The 25794-nt window shown below is 71.8% G+C and carries 25 protein-coding genes; 12 read left to right on the top strand and 13 right to left on the bottom strand.

The window, feature by feature from the left end; all coding sequences use genetic code 11:
- Positions 1 to 3: 3 nt before the first annotated feature.
- The gene (locus tag AB0K35_RS28810; protein ID WP_363889340.1) at positions 4 to 2850 is read right to left on the bottom strand and encodes a LuxR C-terminal-related transcriptional regulator; all 2847 of its coding nucleotides are present in this window, start codon (positions 2848 to 2850) and stop codon (positions 4 to 6) included.
- Positions 2851 to 2994: 144 nt separating this feature from the next.
- Here AB0K35_RS28810 and AB0K35_RS28805 point away from each other — a divergent pair, with 144 nt between their 5' ends.
- The 5 genes from AB0K35_RS28805 (at position 2995) to serS (ending at position 8316) form a co-directional block, all read left to right on the top strand.
- Positions 2995 to 3435, top strand: coding sequence for a hypothetical protein (locus AB0K35_RS28805; protein ID WP_363889337.1), 441 nt, complete (start codon positions 2995 to 2997; stop codon positions 3433 to 3435).
- The gene (locus tag AB0K35_RS28800) at positions 3432 to 4580 is read left to right on the top strand and encodes an alcohol dehydrogenase catalytic domain-containing protein (protein ID WP_363889334.1); all 1149 of its coding nucleotides are present in this window, start codon (positions 3432 to 3434) and stop codon (positions 4578 to 4580) included. Before AB0K35_RS28805 ends, AB0K35_RS28800 begins: the two co-directional genes overlap by 4 nt.
- Before the next feature lie 51 nt (positions 4581 to 4631).
- Complete coding sequence (locus AB0K35_RS28795) at positions 4632 to 5828, top strand: saccharopine dehydrogenase NADP-binding domain-containing protein (RefSeq protein ID WP_238670088.1); 1197 nt, start codon at positions 4632 to 4634, stop codon at positions 5826 to 5828.
- Between the two features lie 25 nt (positions 5829 to 5853).
- Entirely contained in the window at positions 5854 to 6936 is a 1083-nt protein-coding gene (locus tag AB0K35_RS28790) for a MerR family transcriptional regulator (RefSeq protein ID WP_363889331.1), read from the top strand.
- Positions 6937 to 7032: 96 nt separating this feature from the next.
- On the top strand, positions 7033 to 8316 hold the full coding sequence (gene serS / locus AB0K35_RS28785) for a serine--tRNA ligase (protein WP_238670406.1): 1284 nt from the start codon (positions 7033 to 7035) through the stop codon (positions 8314 to 8316).
- 54 nt (positions 8317 to 8370) lie between these two features.
- Here the strand turns inward: serS and AB0K35_RS28780 are convergent, their stop codons facing one another.
- Genes AB0K35_RS28780 through AB0K35_RS28765 form a run of 4 tightly spaced genes read right to left on the bottom strand, consistent with a single transcriptional unit; the run spans position 8371 to position 13039 of the window.
- A complete protein-coding gene (locus tag AB0K35_RS28780) occupies positions 8371 to 9264 on the bottom strand; it encodes a cytochrome c biogenesis protein CcdA (RefSeq protein WP_363889328.1) in 894 nt (297 codons plus the stop codon).
- Positions 9261 to 9878, bottom strand: a complete 618-nt coding sequence (locus AB0K35_RS28775) for a redoxin family protein (RefSeq protein WP_363889325.1) — start codon at positions 9876 to 9878, stop codon at positions 9261 to 9263. Before AB0K35_RS28775 ends, AB0K35_RS28780 begins: the two co-directional genes overlap by 4 nt.
- 51 nt (positions 9879 to 9929) lie before the next feature.
- Complete coding sequence (locus tag AB0K35_RS28770) at positions 9930 to 11393, bottom strand: NADH-ubiquinone oxidoreductase-F iron-sulfur binding region domain-containing protein (protein WP_363889323.1); 1464 nt, start codon at positions 11391 to 11393, stop codon at positions 9930 to 9932.
- Complete coding sequence (locus AB0K35_RS28765; protein WP_363889320.1) at positions 11393 to 13039, bottom strand: ferric reductase-like transmembrane domain-containing protein; 1647 nt, start codon at positions 13037 to 13039, stop codon at positions 11393 to 11395. Before AB0K35_RS28765 ends, AB0K35_RS28770 begins: the two co-directional genes overlap by 1 nt.
- Before the next feature lie 271 nt (positions 13040 to 13310).
- On the opposite strand from AB0K35_RS28765, the gene AB0K35_RS28760 reads away from it, so the two are divergent.
- Together AB0K35_RS28760 and AB0K35_RS28755 are read left to right on the top strand one after the other, a co-directional pair.
- Complete coding sequence (locus AB0K35_RS28760) at positions 13311 to 14756, top strand: alpha-amylase family glycosyl hydrolase (RefSeq protein ID WP_363889317.1); 1446 nt, start codon at positions 13311 to 13313, stop codon at positions 14754 to 14756.
- A 75-nt stretch (positions 14757 to 14831) separates the two neighbouring features.
- Positions 14832 to 15743: a L,D-transpeptidase gene (locus tag AB0K35_RS28755; protein ID WP_363889314.1), complete on the top strand. Its 912-nt coding sequence runs from the start codon at positions 14832 to 14834 to the stop codon at positions 15741 to 15743.
- A 16-nt stretch (positions 15744 to 15759) separates the two neighbouring features.
- Here the strand turns inward: AB0K35_RS28755 and AB0K35_RS28750 are convergent, their stop codons facing one another.
- The 4 genes from AB0K35_RS28750 to AB0K35_RS28735 are packed head-to-tail and all read right to left on the bottom strand — an operon-like array spanning position 15760 to position 19248.
- Complete coding sequence (locus tag AB0K35_RS28750) at positions 15760 to 16392, bottom strand: response regulator transcription factor (protein ID WP_238670096.1); 633 nt, start codon at positions 16390 to 16392, stop codon at positions 15760 to 15762.
- Positions 16389 to 17519 (bottom strand): histidine kinase, encoded by a 1131-nt coding sequence (locus tag AB0K35_RS28745; RefSeq protein ID WP_238670097.1) that lies wholly within the window; start codon positions 17517 to 17519, stop codon positions 16389 to 16391. Before AB0K35_RS28745 ends, AB0K35_RS28750 begins: the two co-directional genes overlap by 4 nt.
- A gap of 27 nt (positions 17520 to 17546) precedes the next feature.
- A complete protein-coding gene (locus tag AB0K35_RS28740) occupies positions 17547 to 18347 on the bottom strand; it encodes an ABC transporter permease (RefSeq protein ID WP_357280883.1) in 801 nt (266 codons plus the stop codon).
- Between the two features lies 1 nt (position 18348).
- Positions 18349 to 19248 carry an ABC transporter ATP-binding protein gene (locus AB0K35_RS28735; RefSeq protein ID WP_363889308.1) on the bottom strand — a complete coding sequence of 300 codons (900 nt, stop codon included), beginning with the start codon at positions 19246 to 19248 and terminating at the stop codon, positions 18349 to 18351.
- A gap of 281 nt (positions 19249 to 19529) precedes the next feature.
- Between AB0K35_RS28735 and AB0K35_RS28730 the strand changes: the two genes are divergently transcribed.
- Positions 19530 to 20384 (top strand): alpha/beta fold hydrolase, encoded by an 855-nt coding sequence (locus AB0K35_RS28730; protein WP_238670100.1) that lies wholly within the window; start codon positions 19530 to 19532, stop codon positions 20382 to 20384.
- Positions 20385 to 20401: 17 nt separating this feature from the next.
- Here AB0K35_RS28730 and AB0K35_RS28725 read toward each other — a convergent pair whose 3' ends face one another.
- Positions 20402 to 21211, bottom strand: coding sequence for a hypothetical protein (locus AB0K35_RS28725; RefSeq protein ID WP_363889305.1), 810 nt, complete (start codon positions 21209 to 21211; stop codon positions 20402 to 20404).
- Positions 21212 to 21547: 336 nt separating this feature from the next.
- On the opposite strand from AB0K35_RS28725, the gene AB0K35_RS28720 reads away from it, so the two are divergent.
- Positions 21548 to 22321 carry a hypothetical protein gene (locus AB0K35_RS28720; RefSeq protein ID WP_238670102.1) on the top strand — a complete coding sequence of 258 codons (774 nt, stop codon included), beginning with the start codon at positions 21548 to 21550 and terminating at the stop codon, positions 22319 to 22321.
- A gap of 104 nt (positions 22322 to 22425) precedes the next feature.
- Here AB0K35_RS28720 and AB0K35_RS28715 read toward each other — a convergent pair whose 3' ends face one another.
- From AB0K35_RS28715 to AB0K35_RS28705, 3 genes are all read right to left on the bottom strand, one after another.
- Positions 22426 to 22887, bottom strand: a complete 462-nt coding sequence (locus tag AB0K35_RS28715) for a hypothetical protein (RefSeq protein ID WP_238670103.1) — start codon at positions 22885 to 22887, stop codon at positions 22426 to 22428.
- On the bottom strand, positions 22853 to 23335 hold the full coding sequence (locus AB0K35_RS28710) for a hypothetical protein (protein WP_363889302.1): 483 nt from the start codon (positions 23333 to 23335) through the stop codon (positions 22853 to 22855). The genes AB0K35_RS28715 and AB0K35_RS28710 overlap by 35 nt, the downstream gene beginning before the upstream one ends.
- A gap of 474 nt (positions 23336 to 23809) precedes the next feature.
- Positions 23810 to 24112 (bottom strand): hypothetical protein, encoded by a 303-nt coding sequence (locus AB0K35_RS28705; protein WP_363889300.1) that lies wholly within the window; start codon positions 24110 to 24112, stop codon positions 23810 to 23812.
- Between the two features lie 3 nt (positions 24113 to 24115).
- Between AB0K35_RS28705 and AB0K35_RS28700 the strand changes: the two genes are divergently transcribed.
- The 3 genes from AB0K35_RS28700 (at position 24116) to AB0K35_RS28690 (ending at position 25780) form a co-directional block, all read left to right on the top strand.
- Entirely contained in the window at positions 24116 to 24469 is a 354-nt protein-coding gene (locus tag AB0K35_RS28700; protein ID WP_363889297.1) for a hypothetical protein, read from the top strand.
- 41 nt (positions 24470 to 24510) lie between these two features.
- The gene (locus tag AB0K35_RS28695; protein ID WP_363889294.1) at positions 24511 to 24981 is read left to right on the top strand and encodes a hypothetical protein; all 471 of its coding nucleotides are present in this window, start codon (positions 24511 to 24513) and stop codon (positions 24979 to 24981) included.
- A 181-nt stretch (positions 24982 to 25162) separates the two neighbouring features.
- On the top strand, positions 25163 to 25780 hold the full coding sequence (locus AB0K35_RS28690; protein WP_363889291.1) for a 7-cyano-7-deazaguanine synthase: 618 nt from the start codon (positions 25163 to 25165) through the stop codon (positions 25778 to 25780).
- Positions 25781 to 25794: the final 14 nt, after the last annotated feature.

Genomic DNA, 25794 nt, shown 5'->3' with positions numbered 1-25794 from the left:
CGCTCAGATCAGCCGCAACTCGCGCGCCCGCCGGACCGCCTCGCGCCGGCGGGTCGCGTCGAGTTTGCGGTAGATGTTGCGGACGTGGGTCTTGACCGTGTTCACCGAGAGGGACAACTCGCTGGCGATCTCCACGTTGGACAGGATGCTCTGCAGGTAGCGCAGGATGGTCAGCTCCCGCTCGGTGAGCGGCTCGTCCAGTACGCCCCTCGGCCCGGCGGCCGGCCCGTCGGCATCCTGTCCCGCGCCCCGCACCAGGTCACTGACCAGCGTGAAGTGGGCGGTGCCCGCGTCCAGGTGCACGGCCAGCAGGTCCCGCACCTGTGGTTCGGCGCGGGTGAAGACCCGGCGGCAGCCCTGCGGGCCGGCCAGGTCCAACGTCTGCTCCAGGATCCGACCGGCCCGACGCCCGTCCCCGGCGCGCTGGGCCAGCACCGCGTCGAGCAGACCGGCGTCCAGGCGTACCGGTAGCGGCCAGGCGGTGGCGGCCGGCGCCTGCCAGTCCGGCAGGGTCCGCTCGGCGGTGGCGGCGTCGCCGGCCCGCAGCTGCACCTTCGCCAACGTCACAGCGAGCACCGGGTCGGCACCCTCGTCGGTGGCACCGGCCAGCAGGTCTCGGGCGGAGTCCAGGTCGCCGCGCGCGGCCCGCAGGTCGGCCTCGGCGGCCCGCAGCAGACCGGTCAGCTCGGTGGCGGACGGCCGGTCGGCCAGCGCCTCCCGGGCCCGGACGAGCAGCCGCTGGCCGGTCGCCGGGTCGCCGGAGTCGCGGTGTAGCTGCGCCCGGCACAGCGCGACCACCGCCGCCGCCACCGGTTCGTCGGAGGCGGCGGCCGGCGAGTCGACGCCCGCCTCAGCGTCGCCGGGCCAGCCGCCGGTCACGTCCAGCCCCGGGAGGGCGAGGGCGAGGTTCGCACTGGCCTCCTCGGGCTGGTCGCGCAGCAGCGCCACAACGGCGAGAGCCAGGTACGCGTGGGCGCAGTCGAGCCGACAGGACCAGCCCCGACCCTGCGGCATGCCGAGCGCGTCCCTGGCTGCCTGCTCGGCTGCCCGCAGCTCGCCGCGCACGGCGAGCAGCAGCGCGGCGCGGCTCGCGGCGACCAGTTCGGTACGAGGCCGGCCGGCTTCCCGAGCGGCCGCCCGGGCCCGCACGAACCGGGCGGTCGGCAGCGCCCCGTCGGCCAACTCGACCAGCCCCAGCGCGGTGCCCGTGAACGCCCGCAGGTCCAGGTCGTCGGCGGCGGCGCCGCCACCTGCCGTCGGGGCGGAACCGGTCACCCCGGTCGGCAGCCGGGTCGGCGTGGCTTCCGCGGGGCGGGTGCGCAGCAGGCGAGCGGCGGCGGCCCGGACCTCGACACGGTCGTCGGCGAGCCGGGCCACTGTCAGCTCCAGCGCGGTGACCAACCGCAGGAACCGGTCCCGGCGCGGCACCGGCAGGCCGGTGGCGTGTTCGGCGGCGGCCCGCAGGTGACCGGTGGCGGCCGGCAGGTCACCGGCGTACGCGCGCTCGGCGGCGCAGGCCAACGCCACCTCCGGGTCGGCGCGGATCACCTCCGCAGGCGGCGGCGTGGGCGCCGAGGCGTGCACCGGGCCCCGGTCGTAGCGGGTCAGCTCCGGCCAGTGCGCGACGAACAGGTCACCGGCCAGGTCCCAGCGGCCGGCGGCCAGGGCGTGCCGCAGAGCGTCGGCGGGCCGGCCGTCACCCGCGTACCAGTCGGCGGACCGGACGTGCAGCTCCCGCAGCTCGTCGGTGGGCAACCGGGCCAGGTCGGCGCGGAGCAGGTCGGCGAGGAGTGACTCGCACCGGTACCAGGGTGGCCGGGTGTCCTCCCGGTGCAGCAGACCGCCGGTCCCGGCCAGGTCGGCCAGCACCTGCCCGGCGTCGGCGCGGCCGGTCAACGCCTCGGCCAGGTCGGCGCAGACGGCGTCGACGACTGCGGTACGGCGCAGCAGGTCCTCCTCGGCCGGGTCGAGCGTCGCCAGCACCTCCTCGCGCAGGTAGCCGGCGATCTCCGGCTGGTCGCCGCCGAACTGCCCCACCCAGCGCTCCGGGTCGGGCTGTGCGCGTACCGCCAGTGCGGCGATGCGCAGCGCGGCCGGCCAGCCACCGGTGCGCTCCCGCAGCCGGTGCACGGCGGTCGCCGGCAGCGCGGCGGCGTGGGCGGTGAGCAGGTCGGCCACCTCGTCGTCGGTGAACGCCAGTTCGTCCGGGCCGATCTCGGTCAGTTCGCCGGCGAGGCGCAGCCGGTGCAGCGGCAGGTGCAGTCCGGCGCGCGCACCGATCACCAGACGGAGCCGCCGCCCGGCATGCCGCAGCAGGAACTCCAGGCCGGTCAACGCCGCCGGGTCGGCGACCCGGTGCAGGTCGTCCAGGATCAGCAGCACCGGCCGGTCGGCGTCGGCGAGCGTGGCGGCCAGCGCCTCCAACTGGTCGGGGCGCGGCGGTCGGTCGGGCACCGGGCCGCCCTCCGTCGCCCCGGTCGCCGAGCGCAGCGCCGCGGCGAGGTACGCCCAGAGCCGGTCGGAGTCGTCGCCGGCCTCCACCGACATCCACGCCGACACCGGGACGTCAGCCGACGAGACCGACAGGTCGCCGGAGTCCGGCACTGTCGCGCCCGGCTGCACGTCGGGTGGCGCGCCGCCCAGCCGTATCCAGGAGGCGAGCAGTGTGGTCTTGCCCCAGCCGGCGGGGGCGGCCACCAGGGTGACCGGTCCCGCGCTGCCCTCGTCCAACCGGCGCAGCAGGCGGGGCCGGGCGACCACCGGCTCCGGCGGCACTGCCGGCGTCAGCCGGGACGCCAACAGTGGTGGCCCCGGTGCCGGTTTGACCCGTACGTGATCCTGTTGCGGCACCCAGCCCCACCCCCACCACACGCTCCGCCCCCGGTCGGCGAGCGGTTACCCGGCACAGGCCGGTTCACCCCTTCCGGGCGAGCGCGCTTCACCCGGGTGCGACAGACGATCGGGGGACGTGAACCGGGAGGACGGGTGGTACCGATGGGACGGCTGGCGCGGGCGGGACCCGCCCTCGGCGGGGCGGCGCTGGCCGGGGCGGCGCGCCTGCTGCGCGTACCCCGTCGGGGTGCCCGGCCCGGCGCAGACGGCGACGCTGCCGCGCCGGCCCGATGGGAGGTGGTGACGGTCGACCGGCCGCCGGAGCAGGTGCTGCCGGAGGGCCACTGGCCGGAGCCGCTACGCCGCCTCGACGGGGCGGTCGAGGTGCGGGTGCGCCTGGCGCCCGGTGACCGGGGCACCGAGCTGGCCGCCCGGCCGCTGGCCGGCGTCACCCCGCCCACCGGGCTGGCCGCGCACCTGGTCGGCGACGACCCGGGTCTGCTGGTCCGCCGCACCCTGCGCCAGATCAAGCAGCGGGCGGAGGCCGGTGAGGTGCTCCGCGCGGACCGGTCCGCGCTGGACCGCCCGGAGGTCCACGGGTGAGAGCGCTCTGTTGGGTGGCAGCCGGCGAGCTGGCCGTACGCGAGGTCCCCGACCCGGAGCTGCGCAACGAGCGTGACGTCATCGTCCGGGTTCGGCGCAGCGCCACCGGCGGGGGTGATCTGCCGCTGCTGGCCGGCCGGCACCCGCTGCTGCGGCCCGGCGACGTGCTCGGTGCGGAGTTCCTGGGCGAGGTGGTGGAGGCCGGCCCCGGGGTCCGCCGACACCGCGCCGGCGATCGGGTGGTGGTCGGCGCGAGCGTGGCCTGCGGCGGCTGCTGGTACTGCCGCCGGGGCCTGCACTCCTGCTGCGACAACGCCCATGCCGACCTGCCCAGCGCCGACCCCGACTGGGTCCGCTCCGACGCCGGCTGTTTCGGCCGGCCCCGGGCGGCGGGCGGTTTCGCTGGCGGCCACGCCGAGTACGTGCGGGTGCCGTACGCCGACGTGAGCGCCTTCCGGGTGCCGGACGCCGTCGACGACGTCCGGGCGGTGTTCGCCGCGGACGTGGCGCCGACCGGGTGGCTCGCCGCCGAGTTGGGTGCGGTACGCCAGGGCGATGTGGTGGCGATCTGGGGCGCCGGGGCTGTGGGCCAGGTGACCGCCCGGGCGGCGGTGCTGCGCGGCGCCGCCCGGGTGCTGGTGGTGGACCGGCACGAGGAGCGGTTGCGGATGGCCGAGCGGCACTCCGACGCCGAGCCGCTCGACTACCGCCGCACCGACGTCGCGGCCGAACTGCGCGACCGTAGCGGTGGGCGCGGGCCGGACGTGTGCGTGGTGGCGGTCGGCACGCCGCCGGCCCGGTCGAGGGCCGACCGGTTCGGTGGCCAGCACGCCGACCGGCCGGACGCGCTGCGGGAGGCGGTGCACGCGTGTCGCAAGAGCGGGGTGGTGGTGGTGCTCGGCGGGACGGACGGGTTCGTCGACGCGTTCCCGCTGGGCGCGCTGACCGAACGGCGGCTCACGCTGCGCGGCGCCGGTCGGCCGGATCTGCGGGACGTGCCGATGCTGCTGGACCGGATGGCCCGCGGCGAGCTGCGGACCGAACACCTGGCCACCCACCGGCTGCCGTTGGCGCAGGGCCCCGAGGGGTACGCGCTGTTCCGGGACCGGGCCGACGGTTGCGTACGGGCGGTGTTCACGCCCTGACTGCCCACTGGTGATCACGTCATCGTCGGCGGTGGATGGCAGACTCCGGGGATGGCCGTGGAGCGAACGTACGACGTGGTGTTGTTCGGAGCGACCGGGTTCACCGGCGGCCTGACCGCTGAATACCTGGCCCGACACGCGCCTGCCGAGCTGCGCTGGGCGTTGGCCGGGCGCAACCCGCAGCGCCTCGCCGCCGTACGGGACCGGCTCGCCGCGATCGACCCGAGCCTGGCCGACCTGCCGCTGCTCACCGCCGACGTGACCGACGCCGACTCCCTGCGGTCGGTGGCCCGGAGCGCCCGGGTGGTGGCCAGCACTGTCGGCCCGTACATCCACCACGGGGAGCCGCTGGTCGCGGCCTGCGCCCGGGCCGGCACCGACTACCTGGACATCACCGGCGAGCCGGAGTTCGTCGACCTCATGTACGTACGTCACCACGCCGAGGCGACACGCACCGGCGCGCGGCTGGTGCACGCCTGCGGCTTCGACTCCGTCCCGCACGACCTGGGCGTCTGGTTCACAGTCAAGCAGCTGCCCGCCGACGTCCCGATCACCGTCGACGGGTACGTGCGCGCCGGCGGCCGGTTCTCCGCCGGCACCTACCACTCGGCGCTCACCGCGTTCTCCCGTACCGGGCAGGCCAGCCGGGCCGCCCGGGACCGCCGGGCGGTCGAGCCGCGCCCCACCGACCGGCGGGTCCGGGCGGTGCCCGGCCGGCTGGCCCGCTCGGCGGAGCTGGGCATCTGGACCGTGCCGCTGCCGACCATCGACCCGCAGGTGGTCCGCCGCTCGGCCGCGGCCCGCCCGGAGTACGGCCCGGACTTCCGCTACCGGCACTTCGCCGCAGTGAAGCGGCTGCCCACGGTGCTGGCCGGCGCGGCCGGGCTCGGCGCGCTGATCGGGCTGGTGAAGCTGCCGCCCAGCCGACGTTGGCTGCTCGGCCGGCTCGCGTCCGGGCAGGGGCCCACCGCCCAGCAGCGAGCGTCGTCCTGGTTCCGGGTCCGGTTCGTCGGCACCGGCGGCGGGCAGCGGGTGGTCACCGAGGTCGCCGGCGGTGACCCCGGCTACGACGAGACGGCGAAGATGCTGGCCGAGTCGGCGCTGTGCCTGGCGCTCGACGAGCTGCCGTCAATCTCCGGCCAGCTCACCCCGGTCGCCGCGATGGGTGACGCGCTGCTCGACCGGCTCGTCCGGGCCGGCCTCACCTTCCGGGTGCTCACGCAGGAGACGCGGGAGCCCGCGGCTTGACCCTCGACCGGGTCGAGGGGGCAGGATGCCCAGCGTGAGCGACCTGCACAGCATCGGCGAGCTGGCCCGGGCCAGCGGCCTGACCGTCAGCGCACTGCGCTTCTACGACTCGGCGGGGGTGCTGGAGCCGACCCTCGTCGACCCGGTGACCGGCTACCGCTGGTACACCGAGGGGCAGATCGCCCCGGCCCGGCTGGTGGCCGGGCTGCGTCGGATCGGCATGCCGGTGCCGGAGATCGCCGCCGCGGTACGCGCCGAGCCGGCAGTGGTGCACAAACTGCTCGACGCGCACCTGCGCCGGCTGGCCGACGGGCTCAGCGACGCCCGCCGCGAGGTCGACCGGCTCCGCGCCCTGGTCGACCCGGCCCCGCCGACCGCCACCACACTCCTGGTCGCCCCCGCCGCCCTGGCCGCCGCGCTCGACGCGGTGCGTTTCGCCGTCGGCGTCGACAGGGAGTTGCCGATGCTCGCCGGCGTGCTGTTCGACGTGGAGGCCGACGGCGTCCGGCTCGTCGCCACCGACCGGTACCGGCTCGCGCTGGCTCGGGCCGGGGCCGACGTCGACGGGCCGCCGGTGCGGGTGTTCGTGCCGGTGGCCCTCGTCGACCAGCTCCGGCCGCTGCTCGACACCGCCGACACCTGGCCGGTACGGCTGACGGTGGCGGGCGCGGACCTGCGGGTGCGGGTGGCCGAGCGCACTGTGGCCGGCACCGCGCTGCCGTACGACTTCCCGGACTACCACCGGCTGCTGCGCAAGTCCGTCGGTGAGCGGCCGACAGCGCGCCGGATCCCGGTGGACGTGGCCGCGCTGCGCGCCGCGCTGGCCGACCCTGCGGCCCCCACAGTCGCCCTCGACCACGACGGCACGACCCGGGAGGTCACAGTGCTCGGCGTCGACGACCAGGGCGGGCTGCGGCTGCTTCCCGCCGGTGACCCGGGCACCGACGCGCTGCGGGTCGGGGTTGACGGTCGTTACCTGCTGGACGCGCTGAACGCGGCCGGCGCTTCGCAACTGGTGCTGGAGCTGGATGGGCCGATCGCACCGCTGGCCGTACGCCGACCGGACGACGCGGACACCTACTCGGTGCTCATGCCGATCCGGCTCTGAGCCGGCGGCCAGCACTCCCCGTCCCGGGAGGAAAAGCCCGCGACGGTAGCATCTGGTGGTTCACCTGTGACCCCGGACGGAGGCGTACGGAGCAGCATGCTCGACATGGAGTTGATCCGGAAGGATCGCGAGGCGGTGGCGACCGCGCTGGCGAAGCGTCTGGATCCCGCCGAGGTCACCCGTGCCCTGGACGAGATCCAGCGGCTCGACCAGGAACGCCGCGCCCTGATCACGGAGATCGACGCCGAGCGGCAGCGCCGCAAGGCCGAGGCCCGGGCGTACGCGCAGGCGAAGCGGGCCGGCGAGGAGCCGCAGGCCGCCGCGCCGGAGGCGGAGCGTAAGCAGCTCGCCGAGCTGGAGTCCCAGCTGGACGAGGTGCAGGCCCGGCTGCGCGACGCGATGAGTGAGCTGCCCAACCTGCCCAGCGACGACGTCGTGGCCGGCGGCAAGGAAGCCAACCGGGTGGTGAAGACCTTCGGCGAGCCGCCGGTTATCGAGAAGGTCCGCGACCATGTGGAGCTGAGCCGCGCGTTGGGCCTGGTCGACTACGAGCGTGGGGTCAAGCTCGGTGGGTCCGGTTTCTGGATCTACACCGGGGTCGGCGCCCGGCTGGAGTGGGCACTGCTCAACTACTTCGTCGACCAGCACATCAGGGCCGGTTACGAGTTCCTGCTCCCGCCGCACCTGCTGCTGGACTCGGCCGGCTTCGCCGCCGGGCAGTTCCCCAAGTTCTACGACGACGTCTACCACCTGGACTCGGCGTCCGCCCCGCGTGGCCAGTTCCTGCTGCCCACGTCGGAGACGGCGATCCTCGGCGCGTACCAGGACGAGATCCTGGAGACCCCGAAGCTGCCGCTGAAGGCGTTCGCGTACACCCCGTGTTACCGGCGGGAGTCGGCCGGCTCGCACTCGGACGAGCGCGGCACGGTGCGGGGGCACCAGTTCAACAAGGTGGAGATCTTCCAGTTCACCCTGCCCGAGCAGGCCGACGCGGCGCTGGAGGAGATGCTCGCCCACGCCGAGAGCCTGGTCGAGGGGCTGGGTCTGCACTACCAGCGCACGTTGCTCTCGGCCGGTGACGCCAGCGCCTCGATGAAGAAGACCCTCGACATCGAGGTGTGGATGCCGAGCACCGGCAAGTACAAGGAGGTGTCGTCGGTCTCCTGGGCCGGCGACTACCAGGCTCGTCGGGCGGCCATCCGTTACCGCGAGCCGGGCGGCAAGCAGACCCGCTTCGTGCACACCCTCAACGGCTCGGCGCTGGCAACGAGCCGGCTCTTCCCGGCCATCCTTGAGCAGAACCAGCAGGCCGACGGCAGTGTCCTGATCCCCAAGGTCCTCCAGGACCGCCTGGGCACCGACCGCCTGACCCCCCGCTGACCGGACCCCCACCCCGCCTCACCCCACCCCACCTTTCCCGCGTTGATCATGAAGTTATTGCCCCTCGCCTCGGCGTGTCGTGGCAATAACTTCATGATCAACAGGGCGAGGGCGGGGGTGGGGGCGGCGGGGGTGGGTCAGGGTTGCTGTTAGCAGCAGGGCTGCCAGGGCGGCTACGAGCAGGGCTGGGCCGATGGTGTCTAGGGCGGTAGCCAGTGTGTGTTGTAGCTGGGACGCTGCTCGGATGACCGGGTCCTGGAGGGCGTCGCGGCGGCCGGCGGCCAGGCGTAGCTCGTACCAGCCGTACCAGGCGACGTAACCGCCGGCGACCAGCAGCACCAGGCCACTGAGGCGGGGCACCAGCGCGCCGACGACGCGCAGCCGGGCCACCAGGCCGTCGCGCAGCAGCGCCACCCCGAGCGCGGCGACAGCTACCACCAGACCCATCCCGAGGGCGTACGCGCCGAACAGCGCCAACCCCCGACCGGTCGAGCCGGCCTGGAGGCTGGTCACCACGATGGCCAGGAACGGCGCGATGGCGCAGCCGAGCGACGCCAGCGCGTACACCGCGCCGAAGAGCGCCATCGACGGCCAGGACCGGGTCAGCCGGGGCGCCCGCGCGGACCAGCCGGGGGCGGGCAGCCGCCGACCGGCGAGCAACCAGCAGCCGGCCACCACCAGCAGCACGCCGAGCGCCACTGTCAGCCACGGCAGCCGGGGCCGCAACCAGCCGGCCAACGGCGCGAGCGCCAGGCCGAACGCGCCGAACACCAGCACGTACCCCACTGTCAGCCCGGCCGCCGCGGTGAGCGCGCGGCCGACCGCGCCGCGGGTGTCCGACTTCCCGGCGACCAACAGCGAGAGGTACGCGGGCAGCAACGCGAAGCCGCACGGGTTGACAGCGCCGAGCATGCCGGCGGTCAGCGCGAGCAGCAGTGTGGCGGTCACGCCCCGGCCAGTGCGGCGACCTTGGCGGTGAGCGCCTCACCGTCGAGGAAGCCGTGGTGGACGACAGCGCCGTTCCGGTCGATGATCACGAAGATGCTCTGCTCGGTCACCTTGAACCGCTTCCAGAGCGCGCCAGTGGTGTCCGCGATCTGCGGCGCTGCGCCGAGGTCGAACTCGGTGACGAACTCCTTCATGGCCTTCCGCTCGCCCAGCCCGGCGACGCCGATGATCGGCACGGTGTCCCGGTACCGGGGTTCGATCTCGGCCACCGTCCAGGCCTGGCTGGCGCAGGTGGCACACCACGGCGCCCAGAACCACAGCACCACCGGTTTGCCGGCGAGCTGTGCCGCGTCGAACACGGCCCCACCGAGCGTGGTCCCGGTGAAGCGCAGCACGTCCGGGACCTGCGCCGGGGCGGCAGGTGGTCCGTCGGTCGTCGCGTCGGTCGGCGTGGGCTCGACGCCGGTCGAGGCCGGGGCCGATCCGGCGGCGGCGGGCCCACCCGGCGCGGTCCCGGTACAGGCGGCACCACCGAACAGTGCCACCACTAGCACCCCGACGGTGGCGGCACCGCGAAGCCGCCCGACCCCTGCCCACGCCCTGCTGATCCGCATCCGCTTCTCCGTTCCGGTCCGGAAGGGACCCCTGCTGGGCCTGACGCTTCGCTATTCGGCCTTGGCGAGTCGGAGAGCCAGCTCCGGGCAGACCTTGACCGCCTTCAGCGCGCCCTCGCGCAGCCAGGTCGGCACGGGGGTGGCCGGGAAGGCGGGGTATCCGTTCGCGTCGAGCCGGATGAAGTCCGGTACGACGTGCGCGCACAGACCGTGCCCGTCGCAGCGGGACCAGTCCAGGGTGAGCTTCTGCGGGTTCGCGTCGGGTGCTCCCGGCAGCCCCATCACGCCCTTGACCCGTCGGCCACAGCCGTCGCCGGTGCTGTGCAGCCGCAGGTCATCGGCGAAGACCTCGATCGCGGAGAGCGCGAACCGGGCGGTGCCGTCGGGGTGGCTGCACGCGCCCCGGCCCCGCACCTCGCCGGCGGCGGCGCGCACCACGTCCGCCGGTTGGCTGCCGGCGACGGCCAGGTCCACCGCGCGGGCCAGGTCCGGCAGGCCCATCTTGCACGGCCCGCACTGGCCGGCGGACTCGCCGGCCAGGTAGCGCACCACCTGGGCGGCTTCACCGAGCGGGCAGGTGTCGACACCGAGCGGGACGATGATGCCCGCGCCGAGGGTGCCGCCGACCGCGGCCAGCCCCTTGCGGGAGACCTCGGCCTTCTCCGCCGCCTCCGGGGTGATCCACTTGCCGTGGTAGCCGCCCATCAGGATGCCCTGGACGTCCGGCACCTCGCAGAGATCGAGGACGTCGCGCAGCGGCATACCGGCTGTGCACTCGACCACCGCCGGTCGGCCCGCCGCGCCGGTCACCGTGAGCAGCACGGTCCCCGGCTCGTCGTCGGTGCCGAGCGCCGCGTACTCGTACGGGCCCAGTCGGGCACCGATGGCGAGCTGCGCGAACGTCTCGGCGTTGGACAGCAGGGTGGGCAGGCCGCTGACCCCCGAGTCGCTGGAGCGTTTCTTGGTGCCCGGCGGGATGTGCGGCAGACCGTTGATCCCGTTGACAAGTGCGCCGCCCTCACCGGAGATGAACCGGTGCGGCACCGTGACGATCGTCGTCTGCACCGGCATCCGGCGCTCGTCGAGGGCCTCCATCAGCGAGTCCCGGCCGACCCCGTCGTCCGCCACTCCGATCACGATCTCGTCGGCGTCCAGGGCGTACGCGGCCAGCGCCGCCCCGTCCAGGATCAGGTGCGGGGCGCGGGTCAGCAGCACCTTGTCCTTCCAGCTGGCCGGCTCCCCCTCGGTGGCGTTGACGACCACAACGGCGGCGAGGTCCTGCCGCTCGCAGGACTCCAGCACCGCGCGCAGTTTGCGGGCGAACGGGAAACCAGCTCCGCCCTTGCCCTTGAGCTGCATGCCCTCGGCGAGCTGGAGCAGCTGCGCCGGCTCCATCGGGCCGATCGGTCCGTGCACCTCCTCGTGCGCGAGCAGGTCGAGTCGGCCGTACTCGGCGAAGCCGGCGGTGAGCCGGGGCTCGCCCACGCAGGCGACCGGTGGCACGACGGTCCGCATCACTTCGCCTCACCCCGCAGCCCGGCCCAGTACGCCCCGTCCACAGCGTCGGCGCTGGCCTTGCGACGCTTGGACTTGCCCTCGCCGGCTGCCCGTCGAGCACGGCGGGACGCCAGGTCGACGAGGGTCGGGGTGTCGTCGACGGGCGGCGCCACCTCGTCCGGCACGTACCGGGCCGGCGGACGCCAGTAGTCCGGCTCCTCGGGCAGGTCGTCCTCGGCGCTGTGCCGGCCGCTGCCGCTGCGCGGCGCCGACGAGATCGGGCTGCTGGAGATCGGGCCGGCGGAGATCGGCTCGACGGAGATGGGGCTGGCGGAGATGGGCTCGTCGGCCTGCCACCGGCGTGGACTGTCCCACGGCTCCTCGGCCTCGTCGAGGGTCGGCTGCGGCGGCGCCGAGTAACGGCTGCCGTCGTCCTCGCTGCGGGACCGGCGACGGGACCGCTCAGAGGTCTGCTCGTCGGCGCGTCGCCGGCCGGTCGGCACTGCCTCGTCGCGGGTGCGGGAGCCGCGCCGCCGGGTCACCGGCTCCAACTCCTCCTCGTCGCGTCGGCGGGTGCCGGTGTCCTCCACGCTGCGGCGGGCCGATCGGCTGGTGGTGCTCTCCTCGGCACGCCGGCTGCGCGAGGACCGTTCGGTGTCGCGGCGGGCTGCCGGCTCCTCCTCCCGCCGACGTCGGCTGGGCCGGGTCGGCTCGACGAGCGAACCGGGCTCGGGCACCACCGGGACGGTGAACCGTTCGGGGTCCCGTCGCGCGGCAGGCGCGGCCCAGGTGGCGGTGGTGGTTTCCGCCCAGGCGGGACGCTTGTCGGCGGCCTTGCTGCGCCGACCCAACCCGGCCAGCAGCGATCGGGCGGTCTTCGCCTCCTCGGCCCGGCCGGCCATCACCGCGTTGCGCACCGATGCCTGGTGCTGCTCGCGGCTGCGCCGACCGATGGTGACCGAGAACCGGACCAGCAGGGCCAGCACCACCAGCAGGAGGCAGCCGGCGTAGCTGAACATCACCCAGGGCGCTGCGGCCCGACCGGCGTTGAGGCCGTGCACGATGGCGAACGGCCAGGCCACGTAGGCGGTGGAGTGCAACGTGCGCCACAGCCACTTCGGACCGACGCCGGCGAAGCGGGCCCGGATGATGCCGGTCCAGATCACGCTGACCATCAGCAGCGCGGCCACAGTGCCGAGCCCGACGTAGAGCCCTCGGCCGCCGACGAACGGCACCAGCGCGTCGGTCGCCGCCGCCCGCCCGGTGGCAATCTTGGTGAGGACGTGGAAGCCGAGCCCGGCCACGCCCAGCACGCCGGTGGCCCGGTGTGCCGACTGCATCAGCACCCGGTGCGGGATGCGCAGCACCAGCCGGTCGGTGGCGAGCAGGCCGAGCATCACGGTGAGGCTCAACGCCACCAGGGACACCACCCCGGCGAAGAACTCGGTGAAGAAGAAGCCGTACGCGTACGCCTTCTGGCCGGTACCGGTCAGCATGACCGCCGCCCAGAGCGCGGCGAGCACCGACGCGATCAGCAGGGCGCTCGCCGGCCGCGACGGGGTCCGCACCCCCCGACTGCTCTCGCTGGTCCGGACGGTCGCCGCCTTCTTGTCCTGCTGTGCCCGGGCCATCTGCTCCTCGATCGTCTCGCGGCGGCGTACCACCGGCCGACCCCTGCTCCCCCATCCAGTACGGACCGGCGGGGCGCGCGGATCACCCGCCGGCGGAAATTTCTGGGCGGAAATCGAACCGAGGGGCGGGGCCGTGCGTTGTAACCACCTCACCCACCGACCTGGACAGTGACGAATGTCCATGCATTGACAGTCGCTGCAACACGCTTGTAACCTTTCAGCAAATTTCAGCCAGGCTTGCAAGATTCCGGCAAGCCGGCACTCCCCCACCGCACCACCACCCCCGCTCCCGTCAGGAGTCCCCATGCACCGACGTCGACGCGGCTCGGCGCTCCTCGCCCTCGGCCTGATCGCCAGCCTGCTCGTCCCCACCGCCGTGACAACACCCCCGGCCGTCGCCGCCCCCTCCGGCGGCAAGAAGGTCATCGTCCAGCTCTTCGAGTGGAACTGGCCCTCGGTGGCCAGTGAGTGCCAGAGCACCCTCGGCCCGAAGGGTTACGGCTACGTGCAGGTCTCGCCCCCGCAGGAGCACGTGCGGGGCAACCAGTGGTGGTTGGCGTACCAGCCGGTCAGCTATCGGATCGAGTCCCGCAAGGGCACCCGGGCCCAGTTCCAGTCGATGGTGAACACCTGCCACGCGGCCGGGGTCAAGGTGATCGTCGACGCGGTGATCAACCACATGTCCGGTCAGGACAACGGCGGCACCGGCTGGGCCGGCTCGTCCTACTCGCACTACGACTACCCGGGCATCTACCAGACCCAGGACTTCCACCACTGTGGGCGCAATGGCGGCGACGACATCGCCAACTACAACGACAGGTACGAGGTGCAGAACTGCGAGCTGGTCAACCTCTCGGACCTGAGGACCGAGTCGGACTACGTCCGCACGAAGATCGCCTCGTACCTCAACGACCTGCTCTCGCTCGGCGTCGACGGTTTCCGGATGGACGCCAGCAAGCACATGCCGGCCGCCGACATCGCCGCGATCAGGGGCAAGCTCTCCCGCTCGGCGTACATCGTGCAGGAGGTCATCTACGGCGCCGGCGAGCCGGTGCAGCCGACCGAGTACACCGGCAACGGTGACGTGCACGAGTTCCGCTACGGCAAGGACCTGGCCCGGGTGTTCCGCTCCGAGCGGCTGGCGTACCTGCGCAACTTCGGCGAGGGCTGGGGACACCTGCCCACCGGCCCGGCTTCGGTATTCGTGGACAACCATGACACCCAACGCGACTCCGGTTGGGTGCTGACCTACCGCGACCGGGGCATCTACGCGCTGGCGAACGCCTTCATGCTGGCCTGGCCGTACGGCTCCCCGACCGTCATGTCCAGCTACACCTTCAGCAACCGGGACGCCGGCCCTCCGTCGGACGGCGCCAACAAGACGCTCAACACCACCTGCTACTCGGGCTGGGAGTGCGAACACCGTTGGCCGGTGATCGCCAACATGGTCGGCTTCCGCAACGCCACAGAGGGTGCCGGTGTGGCCAACTGGTACGACAACGGCAACAACCACATCGCGTTCAGCCGCAGCGGCAAGGGCTTCCTCACCGTCAACGACGAGGACGCCGCGGTGAACGGCCGTTCCTACTACACGGGGCTGCCCGCCGGTCGATACTGCGACGTCATCCACGGCACCTACGCGAACGGCACGTGCAGCGGACCGGTGATCACCGTGGACGGTAGCGGCTGGTTCGCGGCGAACGTGCCGGCGCACGACGCCGTGGCCATCCACATCGGCGCACGAATCTGATTCGGCCGGGGCCTCCGGACGGCGGGTCTCGCCGAACCGGGGGCCCCGGAGCACTCGCCACCATAGAGTGGTTTCGTGCCGTTTGACCGAAAGAATCCGTACCGTCGCCGGGGCGTCTGGGTGGCCGCCGCGATCGGCGTACCCGCATTGCTGGTGACCGCGCTGCTGGTCGGCCAGGCCCTCACCCCCAGCTCGACGGCCCCCGACGACCGCAACGTGGTGGTAGCCGACCCCACTCCGAGCAGTGTGGAGCAGAGCCCGGAGGAGCCGATCCCCCCGGCCGCACCCGCCCCGGACGGGCTGCCGGTGGTCGACTACGACCCCGCGCCCGGAGGCTTCCCGGCCGATCCGTTCACCATGGACGTCACACCGCTGACCGACGGCCTGCACCCGACCAGCCGGATCGCCGCGTACGACGCGCCCGGCGGTCGGCCGCGTGCCTTCCTCGAACCGACCATCAGCGGTGTCGAACTGACCATGCCGATCGCCCAGCGACGCGCCGGCTGGACGGCCGTTCTGCTGCCCTCGGCAAACCGCCAGCTCGCCTGGCTGCCGCCGGGCGGGTTCGAGACGGTGCCGCTGCGCGACCAGATCGTTGTGGAACGCGCTGTCCACCGGCTCACCTGGTACCGGGCCGGCAAGGCGGTGCGCTCCTGGGAGGTCAGCCTCGGCCAGTCGGGGCAGGAGACTCCACTGGGGCGGACCTTCATCCTGGGCCGCACCCCACCGCCCGAGGAGGTCTACGGCGGGGTGGACATCTACGCCCTCGGTTCGGTGCCCGACGACCCGGAGTCGGTGCCGTCCGGGCTGCGCGGCGCGCACATCGGGGTGCACACCTGGAGCCACGACGGCGAGCTGGGCGAGAACACCACGAACGGCTGCATCCGGCTGACCCGCAGCGGTCAGCGGGAACTGCTCGCCGAGGTCCGTCCCGGCAGCAGCGTCGTCGTGGTCGACAAACTGGCCACCCCACCGCCGACCGCCTGAACACCGGCGCACACCGTCACTCGCCGAGCAGCCAGCCGTTCTGCTCGGCGACCCGGATCGCGTCGGCCCGGTTGCGGGCACCGGTCTTGCCGATCGCCGCGGACAGGTGGTTGCGTACCGTGCCCTCGGAGAGGTGCAACGCCCTGGCCAGGTCGGCGACGCTGCCACCGCCCCGGGCGGTCCGCAGCACCTCGGTCTCCCGCTCGGTCAGCGGGCTGACCCCGGCGGCCAGGGTCTCCGCTGCCAGCGTCGGGTCGACCACCCGCAGGCCGGCGTGCACCCGGCGGACCGCGTCGGCGAGTTGCCGGGCCGGGGTGTCCTTGACGACGAAACCGCTGGCACCGGCCTCCATGGCCCGGCGCAGGTAGCCGGGTCGGCCGAAGGTGGTCACCACCAGCACCCGGCAGGTAGGCAGCGCGGCCCGCAACGCCGCTGTGGCGGCGATCCCGTCCAGGCCGGGCATCTCCACGTCCAGCAGAGCGACGTCGGGAGCGCTGCGTCGGGCCTCGGGCACCACCTCGTCGCCCCGGCCGACCTCGGCGACCACCGTCAGGTCCTCCTCCAGCGACAGCAGTGCGGCCAGTGCACCCCGGACCAGCGCCTGGTCGTCGGCGAGCAACAGCCGGATCGGCGTGGAGCCGCCGCTCATCGGGCCTCCCCCGGCGCGTGCACCCGCAACAGAAAACCGTCGCCCGCCGGCCGCCGGCCGACGGTCACCACAGCGTCCAGCCGCCGCGCCCGCTCCCGCAGGCCCACCAACCCGTGCCCGCTCGGGTCGGGAGTGGACGGGCCACGACCGTCGTCACTGATCTCGACCCGATCCGCGTGCACCCGAATGGCGCAGCACCGCGCCCCGCTGTGCCGGACCACGTTTGTCACTCCTTCCCGTACCGCCCAGCCGAACAACCGGTCCCACTCCTCCGGCAGCTCCGGCACCTCGGCCGACACGTCAGCGGCGATGCCCGCCGCGGCCAGCGCGGAGCGGGCTCCGGCCAGCTCGGCGGCCAGGCTGACCTCGCGGTACGCCCCGACCGTCTGTCGTACGTCGGCCAGCGCGGCCCGGGCCAGTGCCTCCACCTCGGCGATCTCGGCGGCGGCCCGCTCCCTGTCGACAGTGATCAGACGCCCGGCCAATTCGGCCTTGATCGCCACCACGGTCAGCGAGTGCCCGAGGATGTCGTGCAGGTCGCGGGCGGCGCGGGACCGCTCCTCGGCGACCGCGAGCCGACCGATCTCCTGTTGGGCGGCGCGGAGTTCGCTGTTGCGCTGGGCCAACCGGGACACCCCGAACATGGCGAACGAGGCGAGCAGCACCGCAAAGACGATGCCGTTCTCCGCCTCCCACCCCGGCACCAGCCAGGACGCCACCACGGGGGTCACCGCGCAGAGCACCACGGCGGCCAACGCCTCCCACGGCGGCAGCAGGAACACCGCCGCCGCGGCCACGTAGACCAGGCAGGCCAGCCAGTCCCCCTCGGTGCCCGGGAGGCTGGCCAGGCCCACCGCGAGCAGCAGCGCCAGCCCGGCCCGCGCCCGGCCGACCGGGATCGGCACCAGCGACTGGCGCAGCTTGCGGGCCCACTGGAACAGCAGCACGTAGCCGACGCTGAAGACGACAAGGGCCACCACGCCGAGGACCCGCCGCCACAGCTCCGGCTGGTGCAGCGCGGTGGCGAGCGGCACGTTGAGGAAGAACAGCCAGACGGCGGCCAGCAGCCAGCCGGTGACCCGCCAGTGGCGGCTCACCGGCCAGGGCTGCCCGGTCGAGAGGTCCATCGTGTTCACGCTAGCGGTCGCGGCCGGTCAGACCCGCGCGGTGTCCCGGCGGAACAGCCGGGCCGCGCCGACGCCGAAGAGCAGCGCCCAGACGACGAGGTTCGCTACCGCCGCCAGGCTCACCCCGTCGCCGGTCAGTGGGGCGCGGGCCAGCACGCCCATGCCGTACACCGGGGTGAACTTCGCGACCTGCTGGAGCACGTCCGGCAGGACCTCGACCGGAACGAACAGCCCGCCGAACATGGCCAGCACCGCCAGCACGGGGCCGATGATCTGCATGACGTTCTCGGCCGGCGCCAGGTAGCCGATGAAGAGACCGAACGCGGCGAAGACCAGCGAGCCGACCCAGGCGGCGAGCCCGGACAGCAGCCAGACGTACGCCGGGACGCGGACGCCGGCCACGGCACCCACCAGGAACTCGATGACCACCGCGAGTAGACCGAGGCTCATCGCGGTGATCAGCTTGGTCGCCACGTACGCCGCCGGGCGGAGCGGGGTGAGCCGCAGTTGCCGGCTCCAGCCCAGCGCCCGTTCGGTGGCGACCGCGCCACCGACGCTGGTGGTCGCCACCATTGCCGCGTAGACGGCCAGGCTGATCATGACGTACGCCGTCACCGGTCGACCGTTGTCCAGTGACTGCCCGCCCTGCGGCAGGCCGAAGATGAGGAAGAAGACGCCCGGCATGATCAGCGTGAAGGCGAGGGTGCGGCGGTTTCGCAGCACCCGGCGCAGCTCGATGAGCAGGGCGCCGGGGGCGAACCCGCCCAGCGCGGGCAGCCGACGGTCCGGCTCGGTGACAGCGGAGCGGGTGGGGGTGGAGGTGGTCATCTCAGGCTCCGGTCTGCGCTGTGGTCAGGGCGAGGAAGGCGTCCTCGAGGTTGCGGGAGGTGATCTCGACGTCCCGGGCGGCGGTCCGGGTCAGCAGGTGCCGGGCGACGGCGTCCGAGTCGCCGGTCCGCACCAGCACGCTGTCGCCGCGCACCTCCACGGCGTCCACCCCGGACAGCGCGGCGAGCGCGGCCTGGTCGGCGCCGGGCAGGGTGGCACGCACGGTACGGCCGGCCGCCAAATTCTTGATCTCCGCTGTGGTGCCGTCGGCGACGATGCGCCCCTGCCGGACCAGCACGATCCGGTCGGCGTACGCGTCCGCCTCGTCGAGGTAGTGGGTGGCGAAGATGACCGTCCGTCCACGCCGGGCATCGCGGCGCAGGGCCTGCCAGAAGTCCCGCCGACCCTCGACGTCCATGCCGGTGGTCGGCTCGTCGAGCACCATCAGGTCCGGGTCGGGCAGCAGGGCCAGCGCGAAGCGCAGTCGTTGCTGCTGACCGCCCGAGCAGCGCCCGACCACCCGGTCGGCGATGTCGGTGATGCCGGCCCGCTCCAACACCTCCGCCGCCGGGCGGGTGTGCCGGTAGAAGTGGGCGGTCATCCGTACCGTCTCGCCCACTGTGAGGTCCTTGAGCAGCCCGCCGGTCTGGAGCACGGCGGCGACCCGGCCTCGGGCCACCGCGTCGTCCGGCGTGCCGCCGAGGACGCGGACGGTGCCCGTGTCCGGGCGGGACAGCCCGAGCAGCATGTCGATGGTGGTGGTCTTGCCCGCGCCGTTCGGGCCGAGGAAGGCCACCACCTCGCCGGGCTGCACCCGTAGGCTCAACCCGTCGACAGCGGTGACCGCGCCGAAGCGCTTGGTGAGGCCGTCCAACTCGACAGCCGGATGCGTACTGGTCATGCCACTGATGCTCCGGCGGCGCGTACCCCGATGCCCGGAGCGGCCGTCACCTCCCGGCCGTGACATTTGTCAGGGGCCAGGTGTCACGGAGAGTGACCTCCGCGAGACCAAATACCGCGACGAGCGTGATGTCCCTGAGTCATCACGATGTCCCTGAGTCATCACGCTCACTGCCATGTCCGGCCCGAGCGCGCTTCGCCGTGTCGAGCAAGCGGCGGAGGAATTCCCGGCGCGGCAGCGGGTAACCGCTCGGCCGGACGCCGCGACACCGGGAGGACGCGATGGGTGCCACGCCGCAGGGTCAGGTCGACACGGTCGTGCTGATCCACGGGCTCTGGATGACGCCCCGCAGCTGGGAGGGGTGGGCCCAGCGGTACACCGAGCGCGGCATGCACGTCATCGCCCCCGCCTGGCCCGGCATGGACCGGTCCGTGGAGGAGTTGCGCGACGACCCCGGCCCGATCGCGGAGCAGAGCATGGCCACCATCGTGGCGCACTACGACCGGATCATCCGGGCACTACCCCGACCGCCGATCATCATGGGGCACTCGTTCGGCGGCCTGTTCGCCCAGGTCCTCGCCGACCGGGGACTCGGCGCGGCGGTGGTGGGAGTGCATCCCGCGGCGGTGAAGGGCGTGCTCAAGGTGCCGCTGAGCCAACTGCGCTCAGGCTTCCCCATCCTGCGCAGCCCCGCCAACCGCGGCAAGGCCGTCCCGTTCACCCCGGACGACTTCGCCTACACCTTCGGCAACACGATGAGCCGCGAGGACTCCGACCGGGCCTGGCGGCGCTACGCCGTCCCCGGCGCCGGGCGGGTCTTCTTCGAGGGCGCGTTCGCCAACCTCGACCCGCGCTCGCCGGCCCGGGTCGACGTCGGTCGTATTGATCGGGCGCCGCTGCTGCTGATGGCCGGCGGGTCCGACCACGTGGTGCCGGCGTCGGTGGTCCGCACCAACGCCGGGCTCTACCAGAAGTCCCGGGCCCTCACCGCGTACGAGGAGTTTCCCGGCCGCTCGCACTTCACCGTCGGGCAGGACGGCTGGGAGAAGATCGCCGACTACGCGCTGGACTGGGCGCTGCGGGCGGCGGCCCTGCCCCGGGAGATGACCATCGCCAGCGAAACCCCCCGCCGATGACCCGCCATCGCCGAAACTCACTGAGTAACCAGTGCATCCACTACTAGACGATGACGAACCGTACGGGTTCGTCCAGCACCACGGCAGCGCCCTCTAGGTCGGCCAGGCGCGCAGCCAGTGTGGCTGCGGCCAACCGTTTCGGCAGGGCGGCGCCGAACTTGAGACCGTCCAGGGCCTTGTCGTTGACCTCTGACGCCGCGGGCGGGGTCGGCGGCGGCCAGCCGGGCGTACTCCAGGATCTTGGTCATCTCGCCGCGGGTGACGGGCTTCTCGTCGTCCGGCATGGCCGGACGGCCCGGGTAGGACCAGGCGAGGAGCTCCCCGGTCAGGTTGGCGAACGCCTCGGCGAGGGTGCCACCCCGAGGGTCGCCGACGTGCAGGCCCTCGGCGAGGGTGTGGAACACCCCGATGGTGTCGTCCTGCACGTCGGAGCCGCGCGACGTGGCCGACCCGTACGCCTGCATCATGGCGCTGATCAGCGTGCCGCGCAGTTGGGTCTGGCGCTGCTGGAGGTAGACCCGGCCCTGCTGCCGGTCGGCGAGGGGCCAGTCGGCGGCCAGCGAGTTGAGCCGGTCGCCAGTGCCGTTGCCCAGCAGGTAGTTGATCCTGGCGAGCTGGCCGACCTTGCCCATCAGCTCGTCGCTGAGGAAGTAGGGCAGCCAGAAGACGGTCCGGGAGCCCCGTTCCAGGCGCTCGATCCGGGCGCGGGAGACGTTCGGCAACTGACGCCGACTTATTGAGGGGATGCCGCCTGTCGGCATCCCCTCGCCGTGTTTGCCCAGACAGCGACGCCAACTCGGCCAGCAGACCGCCACGCCACTGTTCACTTTGAGCGTGATGACTCTGAAGCATATTGATGCCCGCGTGTCATCACGCTCGTTGGCACCCCCTCCCGCTCCCTACTCAGCTCCGGCCCCATTCGCCGCCCTCCGTTCCCATAATCCGTCGATCATGGAGTTGTGGTGGGCAACGATAGATGGCAAATCGTCAGCTAATAGGCACCACAACTGCGTGATCGACCGCAGCGGCGGTGGCAACCGGACGTGGAATGCCTGCGGCCGTGGACGGCCAGCGAACCGACCATGCGCAAGGCACAAAGTCTCTTACCGAGGTGTACGATTCGCGTCCACGCCTAAGTCATGATCCACGGTCGAGGAGAAGCGGTGAGAATCAGCCCATACCAGTGGCCGGAGGATGGCGACGAGCACGACGTACTCGTGGGCATTGCGCCCAAGCGAGTCACCCTTCTCCTTGAGGGTCGGAACGCGTGGCACTCGAAGTGGATCCGCAGCTACCAGGGAAGCGCCGCGATGTTCTTGAATCAGGCGTCTGCTCGGGACGCAGCCGAGGAGCGGCGCAAGCAGGGATCAGTCTTCTACGTCTTCGATACACCGGCGCTCCTCCTCTTCGGCGTCTACACCAACTGCGTCGTGACTGATTTTCACCAGGATGACCCTTTTAATGGTTTCGTAGGATTTCGGCAGCCCACCTACGATCCGTGGCTCGGATGGCGAGGAATTCTTCCAGGCGTGAAAATGCACACCGCTGTCGCTTCAATCGGCCCAGAGCGATCCATGTGGGAGGAGCGGTCGCTGAGCCAACACTCCTTCATTCGTGGAAGCGTCAGCGACGGCAGGGAGATCGCCGACCTGGAAGACGGGCTAGTGAGCGTCTCCTCGTTTTCTCAAGGCAGGGCCTACAGACTCGGATGGCGCGATCGCGAGCAGCGCTATTCAACGAAAAGCGTAAGCAGAGCGACCGATGTCTGGTTTGAGCACATGCATGCGATTCCAGAAGTACGAAGGCTGATGAGGAGCGTGTGGGAGACATCCGACCACGGGGCACGTGACCAACCGAAGAGCTCCGTAGAAGAATCACGGCAACTGCTGGCCACGGCCCTCCTGAACCACGCTTCGAACACGTGGAGACCGGATTGAAATTGCCGGTAGTCGGGTCGTACGCAGGATTGGCGACGGCGGCTATCCGAGGCAACCCGGCTCGGTCGCCACGAAAGGTAGTCAAAGGAACGGCTGCCGTCCTCCTACTGCGGGCCCCGCCGCCTTCGGGCACCCGTCTTCGCGGGCCGTCGGACCAGGCTGCCTTCGTCCTGCGCCTCTCGTAGAACAAGGCGAAAGCCGTTCTCCGTGCTCGGATCGTAATCAACCACCACGCGCTGCTCCGCCAGGTCGCGCAGAAAGGCGTTGACCCGAGTCTCGGCGTGTTCATCGAGCTTCTTGCCGTGACGTCGCCGGCCCTCCTGCCGCAGGCAGTACAGGTAGTAGTTGTTGCGGTGCTGGTGCTTGACTGACCATGGCACCAACTCCTCGTCGGAGACAGCGCGCGCGTCGAGACCATTCTTGCCGCGGAAGTAACTCCATCCGGACGCGCTGATCCTGATGTTGTACTTCCGCTCGTGCTCCGCTGTCATCCAGGCGTACGACCGGCCCTCCTTGATCCAGCGAATGGCCTCATCCGCATTCTGGATCTTGGTTGGTGGTGCCATGCAGGTGCCTTTCGGTGGTAAGGACAAGCCGCCTGTGCGCACGTGCGGCCAAGTCGAGCAAGCCAGGATAGTTCACGGCAACTCGGGCACCCCGCGCACCAGCCTGCACCACTGGTCCGGCGACGCGGCCCGAGACCGTGTTGGTCACCGTGTCGGCCCTCACGGTTGCCTGCTGGAAGATCTCCCAGCGCCGGCGTAGCTCTTGATCAAAGAGCGGATCCTGCGCGGCCGCGTCGACCAGCGCCCGCCGTAGAGCAACATCTCGGTCATCGGATGTCAATGACGCTGGCTCGGCCTCGATCAAGGTCCGTAGGCCAGAGTGGTCCGCGGCCTTGCGGCGAACAAGGCGCACCAACGAGGCAAACGCTGCTTTTCCTGCGTCGGCCATGCCCTCTACGGCACGGGTCGACAGGGCCACCGCGATGGCCGCGAGAATCGGATCATCCATCTGGCTCTCCCCGGTTCGCTCCGGCACCTAGCTCTTCCCAGCCGACATCTTCCAGTCGTCGCTGCACGTCCGCCGCTACCGGATCGTCGAGTTCCAGCAGCGTCAGGAGGGCATCTGCAAGGGCTTCCCGGGCGGCCGTCCTGCTCCCAGATGTACGAGCTGGAGTTGATCTGTTCCCAGCGCGGTGAATCCTCCCGCATGCGCCGACCCTTCCGCCCCGGCCGTCATGTTCCGGCTCAGGCTGCGCACTTACCGTTTCGCCGCTTGATCAGCGGAAACCACCACTCGCGTACGTAGTGCATCTGGTCAAACACGCTGGGTATCAATAGACTCTGCTCGACGTCCTTCCCATCCCCTCGGGAGGTCGGCATGGGCACCTCGACGCGTCTACCAGGTCCGAAGAACGGCAGCTGGACCGCTGCCAAAGGCCGGCTGGGCACCTGGACGCCGGACGCCACCAGCCGACCCGATCAACTACTCGAGCATGACCAACAGCGCGCCGAGGCGATCGCGGCCCAGTACCAGCGATCGTTGCGGGACGCCCTGAACGCAGATCCGGAGGCGTTCGGCATCCGTGCGGCAGCGGAGCAGGCCGGCGGACGGCTGATCGAGTTCCTCGATGGCCTCGGGCGAGCGGATCTTTCGCTGGTGGGGGACTTGGCCGTAGGGGATGACGCCGACGAGTTCGTCCGGCGGTTCGTCGGTCAGATCGCCGGCGATGGCCAACTCATCGTGGACGCCGCCGTCCGCCGGGCCGCCCGACGCGTCGCGGAACACCTCGTGACTCAGGAAGGACCGCTCGCCGACCCTGGCCGTCCAAGACCGGTCACCGGCGAGCTGTTCTGCGCGTTGTATCGGGCGTTCTTCGGTGAGGTGGTCGGCGAATTCGTACACATCCTCATCGCGGAAAACGTCAAGATCGCCGTACCGGCACTGGCCATCCTCGACCCGACCGATGTGGTGGCTGGCTTCGTTGCCGACCAGGTAGTCAAGGTGCTGCCCAACCCCTGCGCCGAGGCAGTCAAACATGGGCCGGAGCCACCACGGCTCGCCGATGTCGCCAAGGACCTGCTGACCACCACCGTGGCGCAGGCCCTCGGGCTCGGCGACAGCGGATTGGAGTTGGCGGCGTGAGCCGGGCCAGCCTCGCGTATCACTACGCAGCCCGGGGCGGCGTGTCCACCGATAGGAAGCGGGAGACCATCGGATGGCCACTGCTGGAGCACGCCGACGAGCGGTTGCAGAAATTGGCGGAGGTACCCCAGGACCGCCCGGACTGGGCCCAGGACCTGTTGCAGATCGCCCGAGCCGTGTACCTGGCCGACAAGCTGTCGCTGCGCGAGTACGCAGTCGACGGCTGGACCCGAAGGATCGACCTCTCCGTGGAGGTGGTCGACCCCTCCGTCTGGAGCCCGCCGACGCTGCGGCTGCTGTCCCGCCTCGCGGAGACGTTAAGCGCGGATCAATGGACGATCAACATCCGGGCCGGCGGGCAGCGATGGCCCCAGCAGGGACGGACCACCTACGCCGAGGTGGGAGAAGTGGCTCTGTTCTCCGGAGGGCTCGATTCCACCGCGTGGGCGGCAGAGCGGGCCAAGGTCGCGGCCGACCCCCTCCTGCTCGTCTCCTATTTCGAACCCCAGTAGAGCAGCAAGCAGGACCAGACTCTCAGTGCGATCGAGAGCTCGGCCTGTCGCGACATCGAGCAGCTCAAGGCGTCGCAGCAGGTCCGTCTCACGAGGAAGCTGGAAAAATCCGCGCGTACCCGCGGGCTGCTCTATCTCGCCACCGCCATCTACCTCGCCGCCGCCCACGGGGGTGCCACAGGTGGTCGTACCGGAGAACGGGCAACTCGCCGTCAATCCTCCGCTCACACCGGCCCGGGCGGCCGCCTGCTCCACGAAATCCGTACATCCCAGGACACTGCATCTGCTCAACTCACTGATCGACGCGCTCGGCGGCGGGGTGACCGTCGTCAACCCGTACCTGCACCTCACCAAGGGAGAGGTCTGCCAGCAGGCCCTGAACGCCGGTCTGGCCCCGGCAACGCTCACCCATGCCACCATCAGCTGTGGGCGCCCACCACGGGATCGACCGGTCGCCGAGCACTATCACTGCGGGACCTGTTACCCCTGTCTGGTACGCCATTCTGGTCTTCTTTCCGCGCTCGGCAGCGACAGCACGCCGTACAAGACGGATGTGTGGATGCTCGGCGACCGGGAGAAGGCTGCCATCGATCGGCGGGCGCTGCACCAGTGGTTGTGCCGCCCCATCTCCGTTCGAGACCTGACCACCGACACTCCGCTGCCGGACACCATCGACCCTGGCCCACTGCTTGAGGTCGTTGAGCGCGGTCGGACGGAACTTGGGCAGATGTTCGCTCGGCACGGGCAACCGATCACACCCATCGAGACGCCACCTCGTCGGCTGGCATGGGCAGACTAAGTAGGGGTATGAGC

This window comes from Micromonospora sp. NPDC053740, assembly GCF_040677775.1.
GTDB classification, from domain to species: domain Bacteria; phylum Actinomycetota; class Actinomycetes; order Mycobacteriales; family Micromonosporaceae; genus Micromonospora; species Micromonospora alfalfae.
The sequence above is the reverse complement of the archived record's forward strand: the minus strand, read 5'-3'. Positions and strand labels throughout refer to the sequence as shown.